24 protein-coding genes are annotated in these 22,261 nt (G+C 71.7%); 3 read left to right on the top strand and 21 right to left on the bottom strand.

Annotation, left to right across the window (positions count from 1 at the left end; all coding sequences use genetic code 11):
• Positions 1 to 24 precede the first annotated feature (24 nt).
• The 3 genes from ACYQ77_RS24425 to ACYQ77_RS24415 are packed head-to-tail and all read right to left on the bottom strand — an operon-like array spanning position 25 to position 1,477.
• On the bottom strand, positions 25 to 444 hold the full coding sequence (locus tag ACYQ77_RS24425; RefSeq protein ID WP_459715116.1) for a VOC family protein: 420 nt from the start codon (positions 442 to 444) through the stop codon (positions 25 to 27).
• Positions 441 to 869, bottom strand: a complete 429-nt coding sequence (gene aroQ, locus ACYQ77_RS24420) for a type II 3-dehydroquinate dehydratase (RefSeq protein WP_459715115.1) — start codon at positions 867 to 869, stop codon at positions 441 to 443. Before aroQ ends, ACYQ77_RS24425 begins: the two co-directional genes overlap by 4 nt.
• On the bottom strand, positions 869 to 1,477 hold the full coding sequence (locus ACYQ77_RS24415; protein ID WP_459715113.1) for a TetR/AcrR family transcriptional regulator: 609 nt from the start codon (positions 1,475 to 1,477) through the stop codon (positions 869 to 871). Before ACYQ77_RS24415 ends, aroQ begins: the two co-directional genes overlap by 1 nt.
• 33 nt (positions 1,478 to 1,510) lie before the next feature.
• Between ACYQ77_RS24415 and ACYQ77_RS24410 the strand changes: the two genes are divergently transcribed.
• The gene (locus ACYQ77_RS24410) at positions 1,511 to 1,840 is read left to right on the top strand and encodes a rhodanese-like domain-containing protein (RefSeq protein ID WP_459715111.1); all 330 of its coding nucleotides are present in this window, start codon (positions 1,511 to 1,513) and stop codon (positions 1,838 to 1,840) included.
• 139 nt (positions 1,841 to 1,979) lie between these two features.
• Here ACYQ77_RS24410 and aroB read toward each other — a convergent pair whose 3' ends face one another.
• The 16 genes from aroB to ACYQ77_RS24330 all read right to left on the bottom strand — a co-directional run bounded on the left by aroB (position 1,980) and on the right by ACYQ77_RS24330 (position 19,095).
• Complete coding sequence (gene aroB / locus ACYQ77_RS24405) at positions 1,980 to 3,059, bottom strand: 3-dehydroquinate synthase (RefSeq protein WP_459715109.1); 1,080 nt, start codon at positions 3,057 to 3,059, stop codon at positions 1,980 to 1,982.
• A 69-nt stretch (positions 3,060 to 3,128) separates the two neighbouring features.
• On the bottom strand, positions 3,129 to 3,320 hold the full coding sequence (locus ACYQ77_RS24400; protein WP_459715107.1) for a DUF397 domain-containing protein: 192 nt from the start codon (positions 3,318 to 3,320) through the stop codon (positions 3,129 to 3,131).
• A gap of 14 nt (positions 3,321 to 3,334) precedes the next feature.
• A complete protein-coding gene (locus tag ACYQ77_RS24395) occupies positions 3,335 to 4,183 on the bottom strand; it encodes a helix-turn-helix domain-containing protein (protein WP_459715105.1) in 849 nt (282 codons plus the stop codon).
• Between the two features lie 92 nt (positions 4,184 to 4,275).
• On the bottom strand, positions 4,276 to 4,788 hold the full coding sequence (locus ACYQ77_RS24390; protein ID WP_459715103.1) for a shikimate kinase: 513 nt from the start codon (positions 4,786 to 4,788) through the stop codon (positions 4,276 to 4,278).
• The gene (gene aroC / locus ACYQ77_RS24385; RefSeq protein WP_459715101.1) at positions 4,785 to 5,966 is read right to left on the bottom strand and encodes a chorismate synthase; all 1,182 of its coding nucleotides are present in this window, start codon (positions 5,964 to 5,966) and stop codon (positions 4,785 to 4,787) included. The genes ACYQ77_RS24390 and aroC overlap by 4 nt, the downstream gene beginning before the upstream one ends.
• A 63-nt stretch (positions 5,967 to 6,029) precedes the next feature.
• A complete protein-coding gene (locus ACYQ77_RS24380; protein ID WP_459715100.1) occupies positions 6,030 to 6,518 on the bottom strand; it encodes a cupin domain-containing protein in 489 nt (162 codons plus the stop codon).
• Positions 6,519 to 9,585: 3,067 nt separating this feature from the next.
• Entirely contained in the window at positions 9,586 to 10,221 is a 636-nt protein-coding gene (locus tag ACYQ77_RS24375) for a prepilin peptidase (RefSeq protein WP_459715098.1), read from the bottom strand.
• 78 nt (positions 10,222 to 10,299) lie between these two features.
• Entirely contained in the window at positions 10,300 to 10,860 is a 561-nt protein-coding gene (locus tag ACYQ77_RS24370) for a GrpB family protein (RefSeq protein ID WP_459715096.1), read from the bottom strand.
• A gap of 10 nt (positions 10,861 to 10,870) precedes the next feature.
• A complete protein-coding gene (locus ACYQ77_RS24365) occupies positions 10,871 to 11,713 on the bottom strand; it encodes a shikimate dehydrogenase (RefSeq protein ID WP_459715094.1) in 843 nt (280 codons plus the stop codon).
• Positions 11,703 to 12,932, bottom strand: coding sequence for an endolytic transglycosylase MltG (gene mltG / locus ACYQ77_RS24360; RefSeq protein ID WP_459715092.1), 1,230 nt, complete (start codon positions 12,930 to 12,932; stop codon positions 11,703 to 11,705). Before mltG ends, ACYQ77_RS24365 begins: the two co-directional genes overlap by 11 nt.
• Complete coding sequence (gene ruvX, locus ACYQ77_RS24355) at positions 12,929 to 13,417, bottom strand: Holliday junction resolvase RuvX (RefSeq protein ID WP_459715090.1); 489 nt, start codon at positions 13,415 to 13,417, stop codon at positions 12,929 to 12,931. Before ruvX ends, mltG begins: the two co-directional genes overlap by 4 nt.
• Complete coding sequence (gene alaS / locus ACYQ77_RS24350; RefSeq protein ID WP_459715088.1) at positions 13,414 to 16,083, bottom strand: alanine--tRNA ligase; 2,670 nt, start codon at positions 16,081 to 16,083, stop codon at positions 13,414 to 13,416. Before alaS ends, ruvX begins: the two co-directional genes overlap by 4 nt.
• Before the next feature lie 70 nt (positions 16,084 to 16,153).
• The gene (locus ACYQ77_RS24345) at positions 16,154 to 16,471 is read right to left on the bottom strand and encodes a hypothetical protein (protein WP_459715086.1); all 318 of its coding nucleotides are present in this window, start codon (positions 16,469 to 16,471) and stop codon (positions 16,154 to 16,156) included.
• Positions 16,468 to 16,878 (bottom strand): DUF948 domain-containing protein, encoded by a 411-nt coding sequence (locus ACYQ77_RS24340; RefSeq protein ID WP_459715085.1) that lies wholly within the window; start codon positions 16,876 to 16,878, stop codon positions 16,468 to 16,470. Before ACYQ77_RS24340 ends, ACYQ77_RS24345 begins: the two co-directional genes overlap by 4 nt.
• Before the next feature lie 73 nt (positions 16,879 to 16,951).
• Positions 16,952 to 17,761 carry a TIGR03619 family F420-dependent LLM class oxidoreductase gene (locus tag ACYQ77_RS24335; RefSeq protein WP_459715084.1) on the bottom strand — a complete coding sequence of 270 codons (810 nt, stop codon included), beginning with the start codon at positions 17,759 to 17,761 and terminating at the stop codon, positions 16,952 to 16,954.
• Entirely contained in the window at positions 17,758 to 19,095 is a 1,338-nt protein-coding gene (locus tag ACYQ77_RS24330) for a replication-associated recombination protein A (protein ID WP_459715797.1), read from the bottom strand. The genes ACYQ77_RS24335 and ACYQ77_RS24330 overlap by 4 nt, the downstream gene beginning before the upstream one ends.
• Before the next feature lie 62 nt (positions 19,096 to 19,157).
• On the opposite strand from ACYQ77_RS24330, the gene ACYQ77_RS24325 reads away from it, so the two are divergent.
• On the top strand, positions 19,158 to 20,270 hold the full coding sequence (locus tag ACYQ77_RS24325) for an ankyrin repeat domain-containing protein (protein WP_459715082.1): 1,113 nt from the start codon (positions 19,158 to 19,160) through the stop codon (positions 20,268 to 20,270).
• Here the strand turns inward: ACYQ77_RS24325 and ACYQ77_RS24320 are convergent.
• Positions 20,258 to 21,013, bottom strand: a complete 756-nt coding sequence (locus tag ACYQ77_RS24320; RefSeq protein WP_459715080.1) for an SGNH/GDSL hydrolase family protein — start codon at positions 21,011 to 21,013, stop codon at positions 20,258 to 20,260. The two genes, ACYQ77_RS24325 and ACYQ77_RS24320, sit on opposite strands and share 13 nt — an antisense overlap.
• 79 nt (positions 21,014 to 21,092) lie before the next feature.
• On the opposite strand from ACYQ77_RS24320, the gene ACYQ77_RS24315 reads away from it, so the two are divergent.
• A complete protein-coding gene (locus ACYQ77_RS24315) occupies positions 21,093 to 21,665 on the top strand; it encodes a hypothetical protein (RefSeq protein WP_459715078.1) in 573 nt (190 codons plus the stop codon).
• A 1-nt stretch (position 21,666) separates the two neighbouring features.
• On the opposite strand, the gene ACYQ77_RS24310 is transcribed toward ACYQ77_RS24315, so the two are convergent.
• Entirely contained in the window at positions 21,667 to 22,161 is a 495-nt protein-coding gene (locus tag ACYQ77_RS24310; protein ID WP_459715076.1) for a methyltransferase, read from the bottom strand.
• Positions 22,162 to 22,261 lie beyond the last annotated feature (100 nt).

Here is a 22,261-nt window from a genome sequence, read left to right as displayed (position 1 = left end):
ATTACTCCCCGTATGTGGAGGCCCTCACGTACGGGTGGCGACCAATTCCACCTCGAACCCGTCGCTGTTCTCGAGGTATGCCGCGTAGTGGTGTGGGCCACCCGCGTACGGGTGGCGGTCGGCGAACATGAGCGTCCACCCGTGTTCCGGTGCGGCCGCGGTGATCCGGTCGACGTCGGCCCGGGTGCCCGCGTGCAGCGCGAGGTGGTTGAGGCCGGGCGCGGTCCGCTCGTGCCGCTCCCCCGTCCGCGCGGGCGAGTCCTCGACGACGACGTAGCTCGCGCCCAGCCGCCAGCTCACGCCGCGGTCCCAGCGCTGGTACTCGTGCCAGCCCAGCTCGGTGAACAACCACCCGAACGTCTTCTCGGCGGCGGCGAGGTCGGCGACCCACAGTTCGACGTGGTGCAGACCGGATGGGGGCAGGTCACCCGGCTGCTCGGTCACCGCTGACCGGCCAGCCAGCGCAGGGCCAGCTGGTAGCCGTCGACCCCGAGTCCCACGATGACACCGCTCGCGACGGCGGAGATGTGGCTGTGGTGCCGGAACTCCTCGCGCTTGTGCACGTTGGAGATGTGCACCTCGACCAGCGGCGCGGACAGCAACGCACACGCGTCGCGGATCGCGATCGAGTAGTGGGTCCACGCGCCGGCGTTGAGGACGACGGCGTACCCGTGCTCGGCGGCCTCGTGCAGCCAGCCGATCATCTCGCCCTCGTGGTCGGTCTGGCGGACGGTCACGTCGAGCTCGAGCTCCCGGCCGGTCTTCTCGCACAGCTCGACGAGGTCGGCGTGGGTGGTGTGGCCGTAGATCTGGGGCTCGCGCGTGCCCAGCCTGCCGAGGTTGGGCCCGTTGAGCACCAGAACCTTCATCAGCTTCCTCCTCCGTCGAGCACCGATCGGGCAAGCCTAGCCAGCCCGGCCTTCACCCGATCGGGCCCGACCTCGTCGCGCAGCGCCATCCGCTGGTCGGCGGCGAGCGGGGCGAGGAGCGCGTGGGCGAGGTAGCCGGCGTCGGGCGTCCCGGCCTGTTCGAGCAGGTAGGCGACGTGCCGGTGCCACAGCCGGTACGCGCCGATGTGGTAGCGCGCGCCGGGCCGCGCGGTCTCCGACATGTGCACGAGGTCGAGGTTGGCGTCGAGGAAGTCCACGTAGGCGCCGAGGAAGGCGACGAGCCGGTCCGCCGGCTCCGCTCCCGGACCGAGCGGCGGTGGCCCGCTCAGGATGGCGGCCTGCAGCTCGCGTTCCTGCTCGTCGAGCAACGCGACGGCCAGTCCCGCCTTGTCCCCGAACCGCCGGAAGAGGGTCCCCTTGCCGACCCCGGCGGCGGCCGCGACCTGGTCCATGGACACGGCCGCGACGCCGTGCTCCCGGAACAGGCGCGCGGCGGCCGCCAGTACTCGTGCCCGGTTGCGTGCCGCGTCGGCCCGCTCGCCGGCGGGCGGGGAATAACCGGACTGCGGTCCGCTGTTGTCGCTCATGTCAATCCGGACCATAGTCCACTTGGAGGAGAGATGACGGAGTTGATCAGCAGGGCCGACCTGCGTGCCGCGATCGAGGCGGGCGCGGTGACGGTCGTCGACGCGCTGGGCGGCGAGTACTGGGCGAAGCAGCACCTGCCGGGCGCGATCCCGCTGGTGGCGGCCGACGTCGAGGAGAAGGCGGCGAGCCTGCTCCCGGACCGGACCGCGGCGATCGTCACGTACTGCTCGAACCCGGCCTGCCCGAACAGCGGACAGGTGGCGGCGCTCCTCGAACGTCTCGGGTACGAGAACGTCCGCAAGTACCGCGAGGGCATCGAGGACTGGACGGCCGCGGGCCTCCCGGTCGAGTCCGCCCACTGAGGTGGCCGTGGGGGCGTCGTCCCGCCGACGGCGCCCCCACACCCTGTGGACAACCCGCCCGACGCCACCCGTTCCTGTCGGTGGTCACGGCTAGGCTGGATGTCGGGGGGCCGACGGCCGCAGTCGATCTTGAGGCTCGTCACCGCGTCAGGCGGTCGTACGCCGTCGCCAGCAGCTCCGGCGCCGGGTCTTCCAGCCGGCCCGGCTTGGCCAGCCCGTCCAGCACCACGAAGCGGAGCCGCCCCGCACGGGTTTTCTTGTCCCCCAGCATGGTCTGCGTCAGATCCGGCAGCGCACCCGGTTCGTAACCGGTCGGCAGCCCCAGGGAGTCGAGCACCGTGCGGTGGCGGTCCGCGGTGGCGTCGTCGAGCCGCCCCGCGGCCCGCGCCAGCTCCGCGGCGAACACCAGCCCGACGCTGACGGCCGCGCCGTGGCGCCACCGGTAGCCCTCGCGCCGCTCGATGGCGTGGCCGAGCGTGTGGCCGTAGTTGAGGATCTCGCGCAGGCTGGACTCCCGCAGGTCCGCCGCCACCACGTCGGCCTTGACCTGGATCTTGCGGCGCACCAGCTCGGCCAGCACGTCACCGTCGGGGTCCACGGCCGCCTTCGGGTCGGCTTCGACGAGGTCCAGGATCACGGGGTCGGCGATGAACCCGCCCTTGACGATCTCCGCCATGCCCGGCACCAGCTCGTCGGCGGGCAGGGTCCGCAGCGTCGCGAGGTCGACGACCACCGCGGCCGGTTCATGGAACGCGCCGACGAGGTTCTTGCCCGCGTCGATGTTGATGCCGGTCTTCCCGCCGACCGCGGCGTCGACCATGCCGAGCAGCGTGGTGGGCACGTTGACGAGGCGGACGCCGCGCATCCAGCTCGCGGCGACGTACCCGCCGAGGTCGGTCACCGCTCCCCCGCCGTACGCGACGACGGTGCCGCCGCGGTCCATGCCCATGGCCGCGAGCGCGTCCCAGCACTGACCGGCAACGGCGAGCGTCTTGCCGGCCTCCGCGTCCGGCACGGGGACCAGGTGCGTGTCGATCCCGTTGTCCAGCAACCGGTTCCGCACCGCCTCGGCGCCGGTCACCAGGGTGGGCGGGTGCACGATCGCCACCTTGGGCGACCCGGCGACGGCGGCGACCACCTCGTCGCCGAGGTCACGCCCGATCACCACCTCGTACGGGCGGTCCGTCGCGACCCTGATACGCACCGGTTGCACTGCCACGCTCCCTCACCCTCGCGAGTACGTGCGACAAGTCAAGCAGGTGCCGCTCGCGGACCAGGCGTGGGTGCGCTAGACCGTGCGGAGGAGCGCGGTGAACGCGGTGGCCGGTACGGCGAGGGCGGCGACCTCGGGGTTCTTCGAGTCACGCACGGCGACGACGGGCCCGGCGAAGGCGACCTCGACACAGTTGCCGTTGGAACCACTGGCCGTGCTGCGGCTGCTCTTGCGCCAGGACAACCCCGCAAGGTCCACTGTGGACATCGTGCTCGCCTCTCTCATGATGGTGCGCGCAACCCGCTGGCGTGTCGCTTGATCAGCGCCACCGAGTCCGCTGGGTTCAGCGCTTCGCCACGGAGTGAGTCGAACACCAGTCTAGCCTCCCGAACCTCCTCTTCATCCTCAATATGCAGGGCTCCGGTCGCGTACTCGTGGTAGAGCAGCTCCGGCTCGTCGGGCTCAGGAAAACCCAGAAGGGTGAATCCGCCTTCCAAAGCGTTGGGTGGACATGTCCGCTGCGGCAGCACATGGAGGGTGACCGTGGGGAGGTCAGCCATCGCGATCAGGTGGTCGAGCTGGTCACGCAGCACCTCCGGGCCACCGATCTCTCTCGTCAGCGCGGCCTCGTCGATGAGGGTGACCAGTTCGAGCGGGTGATCCCCACCGGTGAGCCGCTGCTGGCGTATCTGCCGCACCGCGACGTCGTTGTCCTCCTGCTCGGCGGTCCGGCGGCGTCGCACGTGAGCGAAGAGCGCCCGAACGTACGCCTCGGTGTGCAGCAGGCCGGGCAGGAGCATGCCGGGGTAGTCCCAGACCCGGTCCGCCTCGGTCTCCGCGTCGGTGTAGCCGAGGTCCTGCACCCCGTAGGCCGTGAACCAGCTCGGTCTATGGGCTGCGCGGACGGCGTCGAGGAGTCCCTCGTCGAAGCGGTCGTACAGGTCCATCATCGACCGGGCCAGGTGGACGCTGGCGCGGGTCTCACCGCTCTCGACGCGGAACAGCGAGCTGCGGCTCATGTCCAGCCTCGGCGCGGCGGCCTCGAGTGTCAGACCGGCCGACTCGCGCAGAGCGCGCAGCCGACGGCCGAGACGACGCCGGCGAAGCGGCGGTTTTGCGTGCGTGGTCACGAAAGAACTCTCTCCGGGGGGTGCTGACCGTGCGTGATGACATGATCGCACCGGGAATTCCGGTTCGCGCTTTCTCGGACCGCGCTCAGGGCTCAGCTCGCGACGGGCATCGTGGCGAGCACGTCGGCGAGGACTTCCTCGGGGGTGCGTTCGCTGGTCGGGATGGTCGCCGCCGACACGGCGGTGTAGACCGGCCTGCGGGTGTTGAGCAGCTCCTTGAGGTGGGCGCGCGGGTTCGGCAGCAGCCACGGGTGCAGCGTCACGAGCCCTTCGCGCTTGAGGAGCTGCTCGAGGTTCACGTCGAGGAACACCACGTGGTACGGCTCGAGCAACTCCGGGACACCCGGCGCGGTCGGCGTGCCGCCGCCGAGCGAGAGCACGCCGTCGAACCCGGGCAGCAGTTCGGCGAGGATCTCGCGTTCGGACTCCTGGAACTTCTCCCGCCCGAGCTTCACGACCAGCTCGCCCGCGGGGATGCCGTGGACGCGCTCGATGTCGTCGTCGAAGTCGCGGAACGCCAGCCCGAGCCGCTCGGCGGCCATCCGCCCGACGGTGGACTTACCGGACCCGGGCGGGCCGACGAGGATCAGTGCGGGGCCGGTCACCAGCGCTCCTGCAGTGCCTTGAGGTACGACTCGGCGTTGCGGCGCGTCTCGGCGAGCGAGTCGCCGCCGAACTTCTCCAGCGCGGCCTCGGCGAGCACCAGCCCGACCACCGACTCCAGCACCACACCCGCGCGGGGCACGGCGCACACGTCGGACCGCTGGTGGATCGCCACCGCGGGCTCCCCGGTCGCGGTGTCAATTGTGGACAGTGCACGCGGGACGGTCGAGATCGGCTTCATCGCGACCCTGGCCCGCAGCGGCTCACCGTTGGTGATGCCGCCCTCGAGGCCGCCTGCCCGGTTGGTGCGCCGGGTGACGCCGGGGTGCGCGGGGTCCATCTCGTCGTGGGCCTTGCTGCCCCACCGGCGCGCGGTGGTGAACCCGTCACCGATCTCCACGCCCTTCATCGCCTGCACACCCATGAGGGCGGCGGCGAGCCGGGCGTCGAGGCGGCGGTCCCAGTGCACGTGGGAACCCAGCCCCGGCGGCAGTCCGTAGGCGATGACCTCGATGACGCCGCCGACGGTGTCGCCCGCCTCCTTGACCGCCTCGATCTCGGCGACCATGGCCTCGGTGCCTGCCGGGTCGAACGCGCGGACGGGGCTCTCGTCGATGGCGTCGAGGTCCCCGGGCCCGGGCAGCGGCCCCTCGGGCGCCTCCGCGCCGCCGATCGAGACGACGTGGCTGATGATCTCCACACCGAGCAGCTGCCGCAGGAACTGCCGCGCGACGGTGCCCAGCGCGGTGCGGGCGGCGGTCTCCCGCGCGCTGGCGCGCTCGAGGACCGGCCGTGCGTCGTCGAAGCCGAACTTCTGCATGCCGGCGAGGTCGGCGTGGCCCGGCCGGGGCCGGGTGAGCGGCTCGTTGCGGGCGAGCCCGGCGAGCTCCTCGGGGTCCACGGGGTCCGCGGACATGACCTTCTCCCACTTGGGCCACTCGGTGTTGTCGATCCGCACCGCGACCGGCCCGCCCTGGGTCAGCCCGTGCCGCACGCCGCCGAGGAACTCGACCTTGTCGGTCTCGAACCCCATCCGCGGACTGCGGCCGAACCCGAGCCGCCTGCGGGCGAGCTGCTTGTTCAGGTCCGTGGTCGTGACCTCGACCCCGGCAACCATGCCTTCGAGCACGGCGACCAGCGCGGGCCCGTGCGACTCCCCAGCGGTGATCCAACGCAACACCCGACGATCCTGTCATGCCCGGCTGACACGCCGATCGGCGGTCGCGTGTTGGCCGTGCCGTGCTCATGGTCGGGTCAGCGCCGCGATCAGGTCGGTCCGGTGGGGCCAGCGCCGCGTCAGTACGGCTCGATCCCCCGGCTCGAAGTCGCTGGGCACGAAGCCCGGCGCCATCGTGTTGCCGTAGACGCCGTACTCGCCGCCCGGCCGCAGCCGCGCACCCATCCAGGTGCCGCTCGGGACGGTGACCTGCACACGCTGCCCGCCGAGCACGTCGGTACCGAGGACGACCAGGTCGTCGCCGCCGTCCGGGTGCAGCAGGAGCAGCTCGATCGGGTCGCCGAGGTAGAAGTGCCAGATCTCGTCGGTCGGTAATCGGTGCATGTCGGAGAACGACCCGGGTTCGTCGGTGAACATGGCCACCATCGCGGTGGACAGCGGCTTCCCGTCGGGGCCGGTGCCCGCGGCTTCGTAGGTGGCGGTGAACAGCACGTCTTCCTGGGGCAGTTTCGTCATCCGCCACAGCTGCCGCAGTTGTTCAGCTGTTGGTCTCATGCGGTCGTCCTTGCGTGTGGTGCCGGTGGCGCGGCTCCGAACTCGGCCACGGAGAGGATGTCGGGCATCCGCCCCGGGCGGCGCTCCCCCGCGGAGCGCGCCGTGCAGCGGAAGCTCGATGGTCTGCCCGTCGACGAGGTCGAGGCACATCTGCCGAGCCGTCACGACCGGCAACGGACCGGAGTTCACGCGGGTGATCTTCCGGGTGCGGACCACCAGCACGGTGGACCGTGACGGTCCGCAGCGGCGTCCGGATCCGGAGGCCGTGGTCACCGACGTACGTGCCCACCAGCGGGAGCCGGCACGTGCAGCCGATGAACGCACCACCGGCCGGCAGCGCGATCGCCAGCCACGCGGCCGCCGTGCCGCTCCACTCGCGCGCGAGGATCGCCGCGACCCCTCCGACCACCCCGGTGACGAGCATGCCGGTGAAGATCAGGACCGCGCCCGTCGTCAGTCCCAGGCGGCGCCACCTCATGGCGCCGTCTATGGGCGTCGGCGTGCCGTGTGAGCTGCGCGAACCGTGGTTGTGCTGCGCGTGCGCGGTGGCTCGGGTGAGGCGTCGGCGGGTCTCGCTCGTTCCGGGGTCTTCGCACGCGGATGGCGTTGGTTCGTGGGTTCGTTCTGGGTCATGGTCGCAGCGAGGTGGTTGCGCAGGTCGGTGGCGGGGCTGTTGCCGGATGTGTCGCGACGTGAGCGCGGATCAGATGGGTCGCGCGGGATACCGATGCGGTGCCACCGGCGGCTCGGTGACCACCGCGGACCGGCCGCGGTCGGGAGCGTCGCCGCACCGGCGCGGATCGTTGGCGGTCGGACGTAGCTCCGGGAAGGTCGCTCGCGGGTCAGGGGACGTGTGAGACACCGGCGCGACACATGCGGTTGCCTCCCGGGTCAGCGCCTCGTCGAGGCACACGACCGAAACAGTCCCAGCCGGGTGCATCCGCGTCGGTGACAACCATCAACGGGCCGCGGTCGGAACTGTTGCGGCACGATCGCGGATCGTTCGCTGTCAGGGGCCTGGGACGGTGCGAGACACCGGCGCGACACATGCAGTTGCCTCCCGGGCCAGCGCCTCGTCGAGGAACGCCACCGAAACGGTCCCAGCCAGGGCATCCGGGCCGGTGACAACCGCCGACCGGTCGCGGTCGGAAGCGTCGCCACATCGATCGGGGCATGGACACATGCGGTTGCCTCCCGGGTGAAACACCTCGTCGAGACACGTAACCGAACGCTCCCAACCAGGGGCTGCCGAGCCGGTGACCACCACCAACCGACCACGGTCGGAACTGTTGCGCCACGAGCGGAGCGTTCGCGGTCATGGACATAGCTCCGGGAAGCTTGCTCGCGGTCAGGGTCTGGGGCGTGTGAGACACCGGTGCCACACACGCGGTTTGTCTCCCGGGTGAGCGCCTCGTCGAGACACACCCACCGAAACGCTCCCGAGCTGGGGCATCCGGGTCGGCGGCACCGCTTCCGACCGGCTGCGGTCAGAAGCGGTGCCGCATCGGGCGTGGCATGGGCGCGGGGACCGTCACCGTCACGGGTACAGCACCGGGAAGGTCGCCATCACCTACGTCGCGGTCAGCGGCCGGGACGTGTGGGACACCGGTGCGACACACGCGGTTACCTCCCGGGTCAGCGCCTCGTCGAGGCACGCCACCGAAACAGTCCCAAGCCAGGGGCATCCGCGTCAGTGACAACCGCCGACTGGCCCCGGTCGGAAGCGGTGCCGCATCGGGCGTCGCCTGGGCGCCGGACTGCCACCGGCATGAGTGCAGCGCTAGGAAGGTCGCTATCGCTACATCGCCGTCAGGAGCCTGGGGCCGTGTGAGACCCCGGTGCGACACAGGCGGTTGCGTCCCGGGTGAGCGCCTCGCCGAGACACACAACCGAACGCTCCCAAGCCATGGGCACCCGCGTCGGTGACAACCGTCGACCAGCCGCGGTCGGAACCGTTGCGCCACGAGCACGGATCGTTCCCGGTCACGGACATAGCTCCGGGAAGCTCGCTCGCGGTCAGGGGTCTGGCGTGTGAGACACCGGTGCCACACACGCGGTTGCTTCCCCGGTGAGCGCCTCGTCGAGACACACAACCGAAACGCTCCCAAGCCATGGGCACCCGCTCGGTGACAACCGTCGACCAGCCGCGGTCGGAACCGTTGCGCCATGAGCGCGGATCGTTCCCGGTCATGGACATAGCTCCGGGAAGCTTGCTCGCGGTCAGGGGTCTGGGCGTGTGAGACACCGGTGCCACACACGCGGTTGCTTCCCCGGTGAGCGCCTCGTCGAGACACACAACCGAAACGCTCCCAAGCCACGGGCACCCGCGTCGGTGACAACCGTCGACCAGCCGCGGTCGGAACCGTTGCGCCGCGAGCGCGGATCGTTCGCGGTCATGGACGTCGCTCCGGGAAGCTTGCTCGCGGTCAGGGGCCTGGGGCGTGTGAGACACGGTGCGACACACGCGGTTGTCTCCCGGGTGAGCGCCTCATCGAGACACACCCACCGAAACGCTCCCAACCTGCAGCATCCGGGGTCGGCGGCGACGCTTCCGACCGGCCGCGGTCGGAAGCGGTGCCGCATCGGGCGTGGCATGGGTGCGGGACCGTCACCGTCACGGGCGCAGCATCGGAAAGGTCGTCATCACCTCCGTCGCGGTCAAGGGGGACAAGGACGTGTGAGCACCGGCGCGACACACGCGGTTACCTCCGGGTCAGCGCCTCGTCGAGGTACGCAACCGAAACGGTCCCAAGCCAAGGGCATTCGCGTCGGTGACCACCGCTGACCGGCTGCCGTCGGAAACGGTGCCGCATCGGGCGTGGCATGGGTGCGGGACCACCACCGTCACGGGTGCAGCATCGGAAAGGTCGTCATCACCTCCGTCGCGGTCAAGGGGACGTGTGAGCACCGGCGCGACACACGCGGTTACCTTCCGGGTCAGCGCCTCGTCGAGGTACGCAACCGAAACGCTCCCAACCAGGGGCATCCGGGCCGGTGACAACCGCCACCGAGCGCGGTCGGAAGCGGTGCCGCGTCGGGCGTGGCATGGAGTGCGGGGCCGTCACCGTCATGGGTGTAGTGCCGGGAAGGTTGCGATGACGTACGTTGCCGTCAGGAGGGGTGGGCCGTGGGGGATGCCGGTGTGCCATGCGGTTCGGAGGCGTCGTGGGGCCGTCGCGTGCAGTGCCAGCGTGAGTAGTGCTGCCAGTGTTGTGCCCACCAGTACCGCCGGCCAGCCGACGGCGCCCAGGACCGCGCCCTGGCTGCCCGACAGTTTGACGTCGCCCGCGCCCATCGCTGCCGGGCGTAGTAGGTGCAGCGCCATGTACATCGTGCCCAGGAATGCCGCGCCCAGTAACGCGCCCTGCGCCACGTGCCAGCCGGACTGTGTTGCCGCCAGCACGGTTGTCGCCGCGATGACCGGATACGCGGCCATTGTCAGTGCGTTCGGCAGGCGGCGGTGTTTCAGGTCCACCACCGTCAGGGTGACCGCGAACCACGCCACCACCAACGGGATCGGCAGCCACCACCACGGGAGGTGGCCGGTGTCGGCGCGCCAGCCCGCCAGCGCCCACAGTGTGGCGACCGCGGCCATACACCATCCTGTGTGGACAGTGGTGCCCCTGCGCAGGCGGCTCAACAGGATCCGGGCGGTCGCGCCTGTGGCGGCGCCCGCGGTGGCGAGGAGGGTGGTGAGGTTCATGGGTTCCACGATCCGCTGGGGGTGGGGGAACCGCAAGGATGAGTCCGAGCGAATGGGACTCTCGTTCGGGAAAGTTGGTCAGGCGAGGGCGCGGGTCAGGATCTGTTGCACCACTTCGCTTTTCGCGTCCGCGTAGTCCTGCACGTACCGCCATTCCCTTGTGGACAGTGCGCGTTTCGTGCTGGCGTACAGGTCGCGGTCGGCGTCGTTGGTGCGCAGCCAGTCGCGGAACGCCAGCATGCGGTGGATCTCCTCCGCCGCGTGGCGTGGGGAGAACACGTGCAGGTTCACGTCGTGCGGCTCGTCCCGCCGCCGCAACAGCCGGTGTTCCAGCCACTCCGGTTCACGCACCCGCAGCGTGTACCCGGCGGCCTCCAGCGCGGGCACGTACGCGTCCTCGTCGGCCGAGTCGTCCACCTGCAGCAGGATGTCGATGATCGGTTTCGCGGGCAGGCCCGGCACCGAGGTCGAGCCCGCGTGGTCGATCGACAGCGCGATCGGGCCGAGCGCCTCGGCGATGCGTGCGCGGTCCCACTCGAACCAGTCCGGCCACGCCGGGTCGTAGTCCGCGATGACGACCTTCGTCTCGTACGGGGTCAGCTCACCGACGGTGATGGCGCGCAACTGTTCCTCGTCCACGGCTCCCACCTTAGAGCGGCAGCGGCAGGATCCCGCCCGTGGCCGTGTGCAGCGCGTCGCGCATCGCCGTGCGGGGCGCCACCTTTCCGGTGAACTGTTCGACCTGGCCGAAAGCCTGGTGCAGCAACATGTCCAGGCCCGTCGCCACGTGGCCGCCCTGTGCCGCGACCGCCGTCGCCAGCGGGGTCGGCCACGGGTGGTAGATCACGTCCAGCAGGAACGGCGTCCGGCCGAGCGCCGCCGCCACCGGGGCCACCGCGTCCGGCGGCACCGTGTTGACCAGCAGCGACGTACCCGCCGCCAGCGCCGCGAAGTCCGCGGCCGCCCACGCCACGACGTCGAGCTCCACGCCCACCGCCGCCGCGCACGCGACCGCCTTCTCGGCGCGCGCCGGGTCCCGCACGACGACCGTCGCCTTCGGCACGCCCAGCTCCGCCAGGCCGGCCAGCGCCGCGCGCGCTGTGCCGCCGGCACCCAGGACGACCGCCGAGGTGCCCGTGCCGAAACCGGCCGCGCGCAGTGCGCCCGCCACCCCGTCGACGTCCGTGCAGTCCGCCGACCAGCCGTCGTCGCGGCGCACCAGGGTGTTCGCCGCGCCGACCGCCCGCGCGCGGTCCGTCGCGACGGTCGCCACCGCCAGCGCGGCGCCCTTGCCGGGCATCGTCACCGACAACCCGGCCCACGAGGAGTCCAGGCCCGCCACCAGTGCGGGCAGCTCCGCCTCCGACGCCTCCAGCCGCGTGTACGTCCACGGCAACCCGAGCGCCTCGTACGCGGCCCCGTGCAGCACCGGCGACAGCGAGTGCGCCACCGGCTTGCCCACGACCGCGGCGTGCCGGACGTCAGTAGGCACCGTTGTCCTGTGCCTTGCGACGATTCGCGTTGTGCTCGTCGTTGGTCTTCGCGAAGCACGACGTGCCGTCCTTCTCGCACTTCACGAAGAACAGCCACTCGCCGGGCTCCGGCGCGACCGCGGCCTCGATGGCCTCCTTGCCGGGGGCGGAGATCGGCGTCGGCGGCAGACCGGTGTTGTCGTAGGTGTTGTACGCACCGACGCGCGCGCGGTCCTCGGGCTTCGTGCGGATCATGGGGCGGTCCAGCACGTAGTTGATGGTGGAGTCGTACTCGAGCTTCATCGACTCGCGCAGGCGGTTGTACGTCACCCGCGAGACCTTCTTGAAGTCCTTGGTGATGGCTTCCTTCTCCACCAGCGACGCCATCACGAGCACCTGGTACGGCGTGTACCCGGTGTCCGCTGCGACGTCGGGCAGCCCGTAGGCCTGCATCTGCGTCGCCGACGCGGTGACGAGCTGCGTCCACAGCTCCTCCGGCGTCGAGCCCGGCTTGACGTCGTACACGCCCGGCATGATCAGGCCTTCGAGACGGCGCTTCGGCTCCGCCTTGCTGGCGTCCGGGACGGCCCAGTCCGGCACCCCGAGCTTGGCCAGGTCCGCGGTCTTGACCACCTCGAGGAGCTGCGCGGGCTTAACGCACGTGCTCTTGCCGTCCAGCTCCGCGCAGGAGGCGTCGGCGAGCATCGACGTGATGCCCTTCACCACGGTGTTGTCCGGCCGCTTGACGTCCTCGAGCTGGCTGCCCGGCTTGATCTGCAGGGCACCGACGCGCGACTCCGGGTCGACGATCTTGGTGACCGCGGCCGCGCCGGACGCGTTCTTCTTCATCACGTAGTAGCCGGGCTGCACGCCGCGGACGTCGGCGTTGGCCTCGGCCGCCGCGACGAACGCGCGCGAGCTGGCCACGACCCCGGCGTCGACGAGCGTGGCCGCGATGTCGCCGGTCGAGTCGCCGTCGGTGACCTGGATGACGACGTCACCCTTGCCCTCACCGGCGAAGTCCTCGTAGTCGCCGATGCCGGTCAGTTGCTTGTAGCCGTAGTAGCCGCCCGCCCCGATGAGCGCCAGCACCAGGACCATGCCGATCCACAGCCCGGTCTTGCGCTTCTTCTTCGGTGGTGGCGGGGGCTTGCGCCCGCCCCGGTCGCGGCGCACTGGCCGGTGTCGTTCCGTCGGTGCCTCGGAGAACAGATCGAGGTCGTCGTCGTGTTGGGTCATCGCTCCTGTGCCTCCGGGGGCGTCTGGCGTGCCCGCCCGTCCAGCCAGGCCTGCAAGATCTCGACGGCCGCCGCCTGGTCGACCACCGCCCGCTGCTGCTTCCCACGCACTCCGCGGTCGCTGAGCATCCTGGTGGCGCTGACCGTAGTCAAGCGTTCGTCGGCCAACCGGACCGGGACCGGGCGCACGCGCCGCCGCAGTTTCCTGGCGTACGCGGTCGCGATGGCCGCGGCCTTGCCGTGACGGGCCGCGAGCGTCCTGGGTAAACCGACCACCACTTCGACCACCTCGTGCTCGACAACGAGCTCGGCAAGGCGATCGAGGTCGCTGTCCGAGCGTTCGTCGCGAGACAGCGTAACGAGTGGCGTCGCGAGCACCGGACCGGGATCACTCAGAGCGACCCCGACCCGCACGGATCCGACATCTATGCCGAGCCTGCGGCCGGGCCCCGGATCACCGAGGCCCGGCCGGTCAGGTTCGGTCACGTGGCGACCTCGGAGATCGCCTTGCGCAGCGCCGCGACCGCGTCGGGGATGCCCGCCGGGTTGCCGCCGCCGCCCTGCGCGAGGTCGGGCTTGCCGCCGCCCCGGCCGCCGATCGCGGGCGCGAACGACGGGACCAGCTTGCCCGCCGCGAAGCCCGCGTCCCGCGCCACCGAGGTGGTCGCGACCACGAAGTTCACCTTCTCGCCGTCCGCCGAGAACAGCGCGACGACGCCGGACCGGTTGCCGAGCCGGTTGCGGACCTCGGACGCGAGCTGCCGCAGGTCGTTGCCGCCGATGCCGTCGGGCGTCGCGACCGCGACGAGCGCGGTGCCGCGGACGTCCTCCGCCTGGTCGGCGAGGGTGCCCGCCGACGACAGCAGCTGCCCCGCCCGGAGCTTCTCCAGCTCCTTCTCCGCCGCGCGCAGGCGCTCCACGGTCTGCCCGATGCGCTCCGGCAGCTCCTCCGGGCGCACCTTGAACTGCTCCGCGAGCTGGCCGACCAGCACGTGCTCCCGCGCGAGGAACCGGAACGCGTCCAGGCCCACGAGCGCCTCGACGCGGCGCACGCCCGCGCCGATGGACGCCTCGGACAGCAGCTTCACCACGCCGATCTCGCCGGAGCGGTGCACGTGGGTGCCACCGCACAGCTCCTTGGAGTAGTCGCCGATGGTGATGACGCGGACCTTGTCGCCGTACTTCTCGCCGAAGAACGCGATCGCGCCGGACTTGCGCGCCTCGTCGAGCGTGGTGATCTCCGCGCGCACGTCGTAGTCGTTCAGCAGCACGTCGTTGACCTCGTCCTCGACGTCCGCGAGCACGCTCTGCGGCACCGCGCCGCCGGGCGAGGTGAAGTCGAACCGGAGTCTGCCGGGCGCGTTCAGCGAACCCGCCTGCGCCGCCTGCGTGCCCAGCGCACGCCGCACCCCCGCGTGCACGAGGTGCGTCGCCGAGTGCGACCGCGAGACCGCGCGACGGCGGGTCGAGTCGACCTCCGCGTGCGCGGGCGCGTCGAGCAGCACCTCACCGGAGAGCACCTTGCCGCGGTGCACGTTCAGGCCCGCGACGGGCGACTGCACGTCCTGGACCTCGACGACCCAGCCGTCGCCGGTGATCGTGCCGGTGTCCGCGAGCTGACCACCGCCCTCCGCGTAGAACGGGGTGCGGTCGAGCACGACCTCGACCTCCGCGCCCTCCCCCGCCGACACCGCCGGCTGGCCGTGCGAGAGCAGGCCGACGACGCGGGACTCGGTGGTGAGGTCCTTGTAGCCGAGGAAGTCGGTGGTGCCGTGGGTGTCGAGGATCGACCGGTACGCGCCGCCGTCCGCGTGCCCGACCTTGCGCTGCGCCGCGTCCTGCTTCGAACGCTGCCGCTGCTCGGCCATGAGGCGGCGGAAGCCCTCCTCGTCGACCTTCAGGCCCTGCTCCGACGCCATCTCGAGGGTCAGGTCGATCGGGAAGCCGTACGTGTCGTGCAGCTGGAACGCCTTGTCGCCGGACAGGACCGAGCCGCCCGACGACTTGGTCTCCGACGCCGCGAGGTCGAAGATCTTCGAGCCGCTCGACAGGGTCTGGAGGAACGTGTCCTCCTCCTGGCGCACCACACCGTCGATACGGTCGAACTGCTCGACCAGTTCGGGGTAGGCGGGACCCATCGTGTCGCGGACGACCTTCGCGAACTCGCCGAGCACCGGCTCGTTCACACCGAGCAGGCGCACGGAACGCACGATGCGGCGCAGCAGGCGGCGCAGCACGTAGCCGCGCGCCTCGTTGCCGGGCGTGACACCGTCGCCGATCAGCATGACACCCGACCGCGCGTGGTCCGCGATGACGCGGAACCGCACGTCGTCGACGTGGTTGGCGCCGTAGCGGCGGCCCGACATCTCCTCCGCCTTGGTGATCACCGGGCGGACGAGGTCGGTCTCGTAGACGTTGTCCACGCCCTGCAGCAGGTACGCGACGCGCTCGATGCCCATGCCCGTGTCGATGTTCTTGGCGGGCAGCTCACCGATCGGCGGGTGGTCCTCCTTGGGGGACAGCTCGCCGCGCTCGTCCTGCATGAAGACGAGGTTCCAGATCTCGAGGTAGCGGTCCTCGTCGACGACGGGCCCGCCGTCCTTGCCGTGCTCGGGGCCGCGGTCGTAGTAGATCTCCGAGCAGGGGCCGCCGGGACCGGGCACACCCATGTCCCAGTAGTTGTCCTTGCCGCCGCGGCGCTGGATGCGCTCGTCGGGCAGGCCGGCGACCTTGCGCCACAGCTCGATCGCCTCGTCGTCGGTCTTGTAGACCGTGACCCAGATGCGGTCGGGGTCGAAGCCGTAGCCGCCTTGCGCCTGGGGCGACGTGACGAGCTGCCACGCGTGCTCGATCGCCCCTTCCTTGAAGTAGTCGCCGAAGGAGAAGTTGCCCGCCATCTGGAAGAACGTGTTGTGGCGGGTGGTCTTGCCGACCTCGTCGATGTCGCCGGTGCGCACGCACTTCTGCACGCTGGTCGCGCGCGGGTACGGCGGCGGCTCCTCACCGAGGAAGAACGGCTTGAACTGCACCATCCCCGCGTTCACGAACAGCAGGTTCGGGTCGTCGAGGATCAGTGAGGCGCTGGGCACCAGCGTGTGCCCGTTGCGCGTGAAGTGGTCGGTGAATCGCTTGGAGATCTCGTGCGTTTCCACGGGTCAGGTCCTTGGTAGAGAAGGTGCGGAGGTCCGGCACGGCGGACAGCGCGGCGCGACAGGGCGCGGCTCAGCTGCCCGCCCTGTTAGCTCGCGTCCCGGCCGACCGGGTCGGCCTGCGCTCGTCACGGCCGCCGAGGGCACGCCGCGCCACGGGGCTGACCCCGGACCGCTGCTCCACCACCTCGGACAACTCCTCTTCCCGTTCCGACATGCCCGCGCGGACGTCGGCGCCGAAGGCACCGATCGCGCCCGCGAGCTCACTGATCGCCTCACCCAGGTTACCCGCGATGCCCGCCGGGGTCGCCTGCTTTGCCGTCTCCCTGGCCTTGCGGGACAGTGCGACGCCGGCCGCCACGCCGACACCGAGCCAGAAGAGCCGTTTCACTGCTTGGCTCCCTTGCGCTTGCCGCGCCGCGCGTGCTTGCCGTCCGACTCGCCCTTGGCCTTCTTGCGTGCCTTCAGCGCCTTGCTGACGCCGTAGGAGAACGCGGCCGCCTTGACGAGCGGACCACCGAGCGTGGCGGTGAACACCGAGGTCAGCGCGGAGACGTTGCCCGTGACGGCCTGCGTGTTCGCGGTGATGCCGTCGACCCGCTCGAGCTGCGTGTTCACCCGCGTGAGCGTGGTGTTGGCCTCGGTGAAGATCGGGTCGGTGTTGGTGTGCGCCTTGCGGATCGCGATGGTCGCCTCGTCGAGCGTGCGCCCGAGCTTGATCAACGGGATCGCCAGCAGCAGAACGAGCAGCACGAACGCGCCGGCCGCGATCAGCGCGGCGATCTGCCCTGCTGACACGAGCCCTCCAAGGTCTAGGTGGTCTGGAATGCCGGTCAGGTTACCGCGCGCCACCGACACCGGCCCGTTCGGATCACGACACGAGCCCGGCGTGTCCGTCCAGCGTGTGCAGCGTGGCGTCGCGGTCGGCGCGGGGCAGTTCGAGCAGTGCGCGTTCGATGCCCGCGTCGGCCAGTTTCGCGAGGACGTCCTTGTCGGCGGGGGCGTTCATCACCGTGACGGGGACGTCGCGGCCGAGCTGTTCGCGGATGGCGGTGACCTCGTCGAGGAGCGTCCCGGGGTCGCCGGGGTAGATCGGCAGCCACCCGTCCGCGTACTCGGCGATCCTGCGGGCGGCGGGTTTGCGGCCGCCGCCGACGAGCACCTGGGGACCGCTCGGCGGCTTGGGCCACGAGTACAGCGGGCCGAAGTCGACGTGCTCGCCGTGGAACTCGGCCGCCTCGTCACGCCAGATGGCCCGCATGGCGAGCACGTGCTCACGCAGCACCGCGACCTTCTTCTCCGGGTCCACGCCGTGCGCGGCCAGCTCGCCGTCGTGCCAGCCCGCGCCGACGCCGACGACCACGCGGCCACCGGAGAACTCGTCGAGGCTGGCGATGGCCTTGGCGGTGACGATCGGCTCGTGCTGGGCGGCGAGCAGGACCGAGGTGCCTAGCGTGAGGCGTTCCGTGGCACCGGCGACGAAGGCGAGGGTGACGAGCGGGTCGGTGAGCCTCGGGTGCGAGTGCCGCTGGTCGGCGGGCAGGTCGTCGGCGCCGGCCACCGGGAGGTTCGTGTGCTCCCCGACGAACAGCGCGTCGAACCCGCGCTCTTCGACGGCCCTGCCCAGCTCGGCCGGGTGGATCCCGTCGCCGAAGAGCGTGTACCAGAAGCCGATCTTCACCTGTTACCCCTGATCGCGCGCCGCAGTTTCGGGACCCGCTCGGCGAGGGCGCGCTCGGCGCCGCGCTGGGTCGGCTGGTAGTAGTCCTTGCCCACCAGCTCGTCCGGTGGGTACTGCTGTTCGAGCACGCCCTCCGGCACGTCGTGCGGGTAGCGGTAGCCGGTGGCGTTGCCGAGCTTCTTCGCGCCCGCGTAGTGGCCGTCGCGCAGGTGGGCGGGCACGGCGCCGATCGCGCCGTTGCGCACGTCGGCCATCGCGGCGCCGATGGCGGTGGTCACCGCGTTCGACTTGGGTGCGGTCGCGAGGTGCACGGTGGCGTGCGCGAGGTTGAGCGCGCACTCCGGGAGGCCGATCAGCTGCACGGCCTGGGCGGCGGCGGTGGCGGTCTGCAGCGCGGTCGGGTCGGCCATGCCGACGTCCTCGCTGGCGTGGATGACGAGGCGGCGGGCGATGAACCTCGGGTCCTCCCCCGCCTCGATCATGCGGGCGAGGTAGTGCAGCGCGGCGTCGACGTCGGAGCCGCGGATGGACTTGATGAACGCGCTGATGACGTCGTAGTGCTGGTCGCCCTGGCGGTCGTAGCGGACGGCGGCCTTGTCGACGGTCGACTCGACGGTCCGGAGGTCGACGACGCCGTCGTTGGTGGCGAGCGCGGAGTCGGCGGCGGCCTCCAGCGCGGTGAGGGCGCGGCGGGCGTCGCCGCCTGCGAGCCGGACGATGTGGTCCTCGGCGTCGGTCTCGAGGGTGACGGTGCCGTTCAGGCCGCGTTCGTCGGCGACCGCGCGGCGGACGAGGGCGCGGACGTCGTCGTCGGTGAGGGACCGCAGTTGCAGTACGAGTGACCTGGACAGCAGCGGGGAGACGACGGAGAAGAACGGGTTCTCGGTGGTGGCGGCGACCAGCAGCACGATCCGGTCCTCGACGGCGCCGAGCAGCGCGTCCTGCTGGGTGCGGGAGAAGCGGTGCACCTCGTCGATGAACAGGACCGTGGACTCGCCGGAGTGGGTGAGGCGGCGGCGTGCCTCCTCGATGACGCCACGCACCTCCTTCACGCCCGCGGACAGCGCGGACAGCGCGACGAACCGGCGGCCGATCGCGCTCGAGACCAGCATGGCGAGGGTGGTCTTGCCGGTGCCGGGCGGGCCGTACAGCATCAGCGACGCCGGTGCGGCGCCCTCGACGAGCCGTCGCAGCGGCGCGCCGGGACCGAGGAGGTGGTCCTGGCCGACCACCTCGTCGAGCGTCGCGGGCCGCATGCGGACGGCGAGCGGCGCGTTCGCGCTCACCCGCTCCTTCCCGCCGGGGTGCCGCTCCGGTGGCGCGGTGTCGAACAGTTCCAGGTCGAGCCCATCTTCCACGCCTCCGACGCTACCCGGGGGCCTACGATGCGTCGTTGATGACCTGGCACGTGTTCCGGGCCGATCCGGACTACCTCACCGACCGGGCCGACGGCCTGCTGGCGTCGGCCGTGGACGGCACGCCGTCGGCGGTCGCCGAGTTCGCCCGCTGGTCGGCGCCGCTGACCCGGGACGGGGCCCGGCTGGTGCTGGCCCGCGGCCACGGGTTCGACGACTGGGAGTCGTTCCTGGAGCCGTCCGCGTTCACGGCGGCGTACCAGCTCGTCGAGGCACGCGACGTGGACGGGCTCGCGGCGCTGGCCGACCGGTTCCCCGGCGTCGTCGACGTGGTGGGCACCAACGGCAACGACCTGCTGGGGCTCGCGGCGGCGACGTGCGACGAGCGGCTCGTGGCGGTGCTGCTGGCCCGCGGCGCGTACGTGGCGCACACGAACGTGCACGGGTGGACCGCCCTGCACCAGGCCGGGTACGCGAACCTGCCGCGGATGGCGCGCGTGCTGCTCGACGCGGGGGCGCCGACCGCGGTGTCCGCACGTGGCGAGGGCGGGACGCCGCTGGCCGTCGCGTTGTTCTGGGGCCACGTCGAGGTGGCCGCGGTGCTGGCCGCGGCGGCCGTGGTCCCGCACAACCTGCGGACGGCGGCCGGTCTGGACGACGTGGCGCTGCTCGCGGCGGCGGAGCCGTCGGCGGGCCGCGGTTTCTACCGCCCGCACAGCGGGTTCCCGGCGTGGCGGCCGTCGGACTCGCTCACCGAGGCCCGGGACGAGGCACTGAGCTGGGCGGCCCGGTGCGACGCCGTCGCGGCGATCACGTGGCTCGCCGAACGCGGCGCGGACCTGGACGCGGACGTGTACCGGGGGACGCCGCTGACCTGGGCGGCGGCGAAGGGCCGGGTGGGTGCGGTGCGGCGGTTGCTCGAGCTGGGCGCCGGGGTGAACGTGCGCGGGACGTTCGGCGGGCCAGGGCACGGGGCGGGGACGACCGCGCTGCACCACGCCGCCGAGGGCGGTCACCTCGAGGTGATCGAGGCGCTGCTCGCGGCGGGCGCCGACCCGTCGGTCGAGGACGACGTGCACGGCGCCACGCCCGCGGGCTGGGCGGAGCACAGCGGGCACACGGCGGCCAGGGAGCTGCTGCGTCAGCCGTCCTGACGGAACGGGGTCAGCTCGGGGCGCTTGGCCTCGCGGCCGGTGCCGGAGGAGACACCGCGCAGGCGACGGCCGAGCCACGGGCCGAGGAAGCCGGTGAGCCAGCGCAGTTCCGTGCGGATCACGGTCAGCCGGTCCGCGGGCGGGACCAGCGGGAGCGGGTGCGTCCACGAGTCGTCGGCACCCGGCAGCTCAAGGGCGTGCGCCATCGAGTCGGCGATGCGCTGGTGGCCCAGCGGGCTCGCGTGGAGTCGGTCGGCCGACCAGATGCGGGCGTCGGTGGTCACGTCCACCGCGAACGTCTCGACGACCTTCACGCCGTACCGGGCGGCGGCCTCGCGAATCCGCTCGTTGAGCGCCAGCACGCGCGGGACCAGCGGTTTCGCCAGCGGCGCGATCTTGGCGACGTTCGGGAACGTGAGCGTGCCGACGGTCGCGCCCGCCGCCGTGAGCGAGGCGAACATCGCCGCGAGGTGCCCGCCCACCAGGTCGACGTCGCACTTGGGGCGCAGGACGTCGTTCAGCCCGGCGACGACGGTCACGAGGTCCGGTTTCAGCTCGAGCGCCTGCGCGAGCTGCTCGGCGTGGATCTCCCCCGCGAGCTTGCCGCGCACCGCGAGGTTCGCGTACCGCAGGCCGGGGTTGACCTCGGCGAGCCGTGCCGCGAGCCGGTCGGCCCAGCCGCGCAACCCGGTGCTGTCGTCACCGTCGCCCACACCTTCCGTCTGGCTGTCACCGATCGCCACGTACCGCTCGTACACCCGCCACGCCCTTCGTCCCGCGCCTGCCGGGACCAGCGTATCGCCGCCGGATACCCTCCCCGGCGTGCAACGAGCCGCCCGCATCCCCGACGACGCGAAGCTGGTCGTACCCGCCGAGTCCCGCCACGCGCTGCGCGAGCACGGGACGACGATCGCGATCTTCGCAGGCACCGGGCTGGTCGCCGGGCTCGGCGTCGCGACCACCGGGTCGGTGGTGTGGCTCGTGATCGCGTTGCTCTGCCTCGGCGGCGTGGTGCTGGAGCTGTTGCTCGTCCGCGCCCAGGCCGCGTTCGGTCCGCTCCTCGCCGCGGACGGCGACCACGTCTGGGTGCGGGCGGGCGGGTTCACCTCACCCCGGTCGGTGCGCCTCGACTGGCCGGAGATCACGGACGTGACGCTGCACCTGTGGCACGGGCGCCGCGGCACGACCGCCCGCTACCTGTCGTTCGACCTGACCGACGAGGCGATGGCGGCGTTCGCGGCCGACCCGCGGCTCGCGCGGCGCGCGCGGCGGCTCACCAGCACGTTCGGTTCGCCGCTCGCCGTGGCGGAGCAGAAGGCACGCGTGCTCGACGAGGCGCTGCGGCAGCTGCGGGAGCTCGCGCCCGAGGACGTCCGGTTCACCCGGAAGACGTGACTCAGCGCGCCGCCAGCTCGACGATCGCGGTCGTGCCCGCGGTGTGCACGGCCACGACGACCAGCCCGGCGTTCTCCGCGCACGCGGTCAACCCGGCAACGCCCCGGTCCCCGGCGCCGTCCGGTTCGATCACGAAGACCGCCCCGTCCTCCCCGGCCGCGCGGGCGCAGTTGCGCAGGATCGCGCACGCGTCGTCGTCGCTCCACTCGTGCAGGACCGAGGACAGCAGGTAGCCCTCGGCGCCGTCCGGCAGCTCGCCCAGGAAGTCACCCGCCACGACGTTCGCCCGCTCCGACAACCCGGCGGCGTCGATCATCTTGCGGGCGGTCTCCGCCATGGCCGGGAGCTCGACCAAGGTGCCGTCGAGCGTCGGGTACTCGTTCAGCAGCGCGATCAGCAGCGTGCCGTCCCCGCCGCCGACGTCCACCACGTGCCCGAGCGCGCCCCAGTCGTACGCCGACACGATCGACGGTGCGTCCACGGTCCGCTCGGTCATCGCGTCTCCCTTCGCCGTGCCCCCAACGTACTTCCGGGCCCGGCGCTCCGCAGATCGCGTGCGCCGGTGGCGAACGCGATGGCGGTGCGGTGCGGGGAAC

The organism is Actinophytocola sp. KF-1 (assembly GCF_054661535.1).
This window is presented reverse-complemented; position numbering and strand designations above follow the sequence as displayed.

What these genes read in the sequence shown, in the direction of transcription:
- aroQ (WP_459715115.1), bottom strand. Translation starts at nt 869, where the DNA reads ATGAAGGTTCTGGTGCTCAACGGGCCCAACCTCGGCAGGCTGGGCACG.
- ACYQ77_RS24415 (WP_459715113.1), bottom strand. Translation starts at nt 1,477, where the DNA reads ATGAGCGACAACAGCGGACCGCAGTCCGGTTATTCCCCGCCCGCCGGC.
- ACYQ77_RS24410 (WP_459715111.1), top strand. Translation starts at nt 1,511, where the DNA reads ATGACGGAGTTGATCAGCAGGGCCGACCTGCGTGCCGCGATCGAGGCG.
- ACYQ77_RS24400 (WP_459715107.1), bottom strand. Translation starts at nt 3,320, where the DNA reads ATGTCCACAGTGGACCTTGCGGGGTTGTCCTGGCGCAAGAGCAGCCGC.
- ACYQ77_RS24380 (WP_459715100.1), bottom strand. Translation starts at nt 6,518, where the DNA reads ATGAGACCAACAGCTGAACAACTGCGGCAGCTGTGGCGGATGACGAAA.
- ACYQ77_RS24375 (WP_459715098.1), bottom strand. Translation starts at nt 10,221, where the DNA reads ATGAACCTCACCACCCTCCTCGCCACCGCGGGCGCCGCCACAGGCGCG.
- mltG (WP_459715092.1), bottom strand. Translation starts at nt 12,932, where the DNA reads ATGACCCAACACGACGACGACCTCGATCTGTTCTCCGAGGCACCGACG.
- ACYQ77_RS24325 (WP_459715082.1), top strand. Translation starts at nt 19,158, where the DNA reads ATGACCTGGCACGTGTTCCGGGCCGATCCGGACTACCTCACCGACCGG.
- ACYQ77_RS24310 (WP_459715076.1), bottom strand. Translation starts at nt 22,161, where the DNA reads ATGACCGAGCGGACCGTGGACGCACCGTCGATCGTGTCGGCGTACGAC.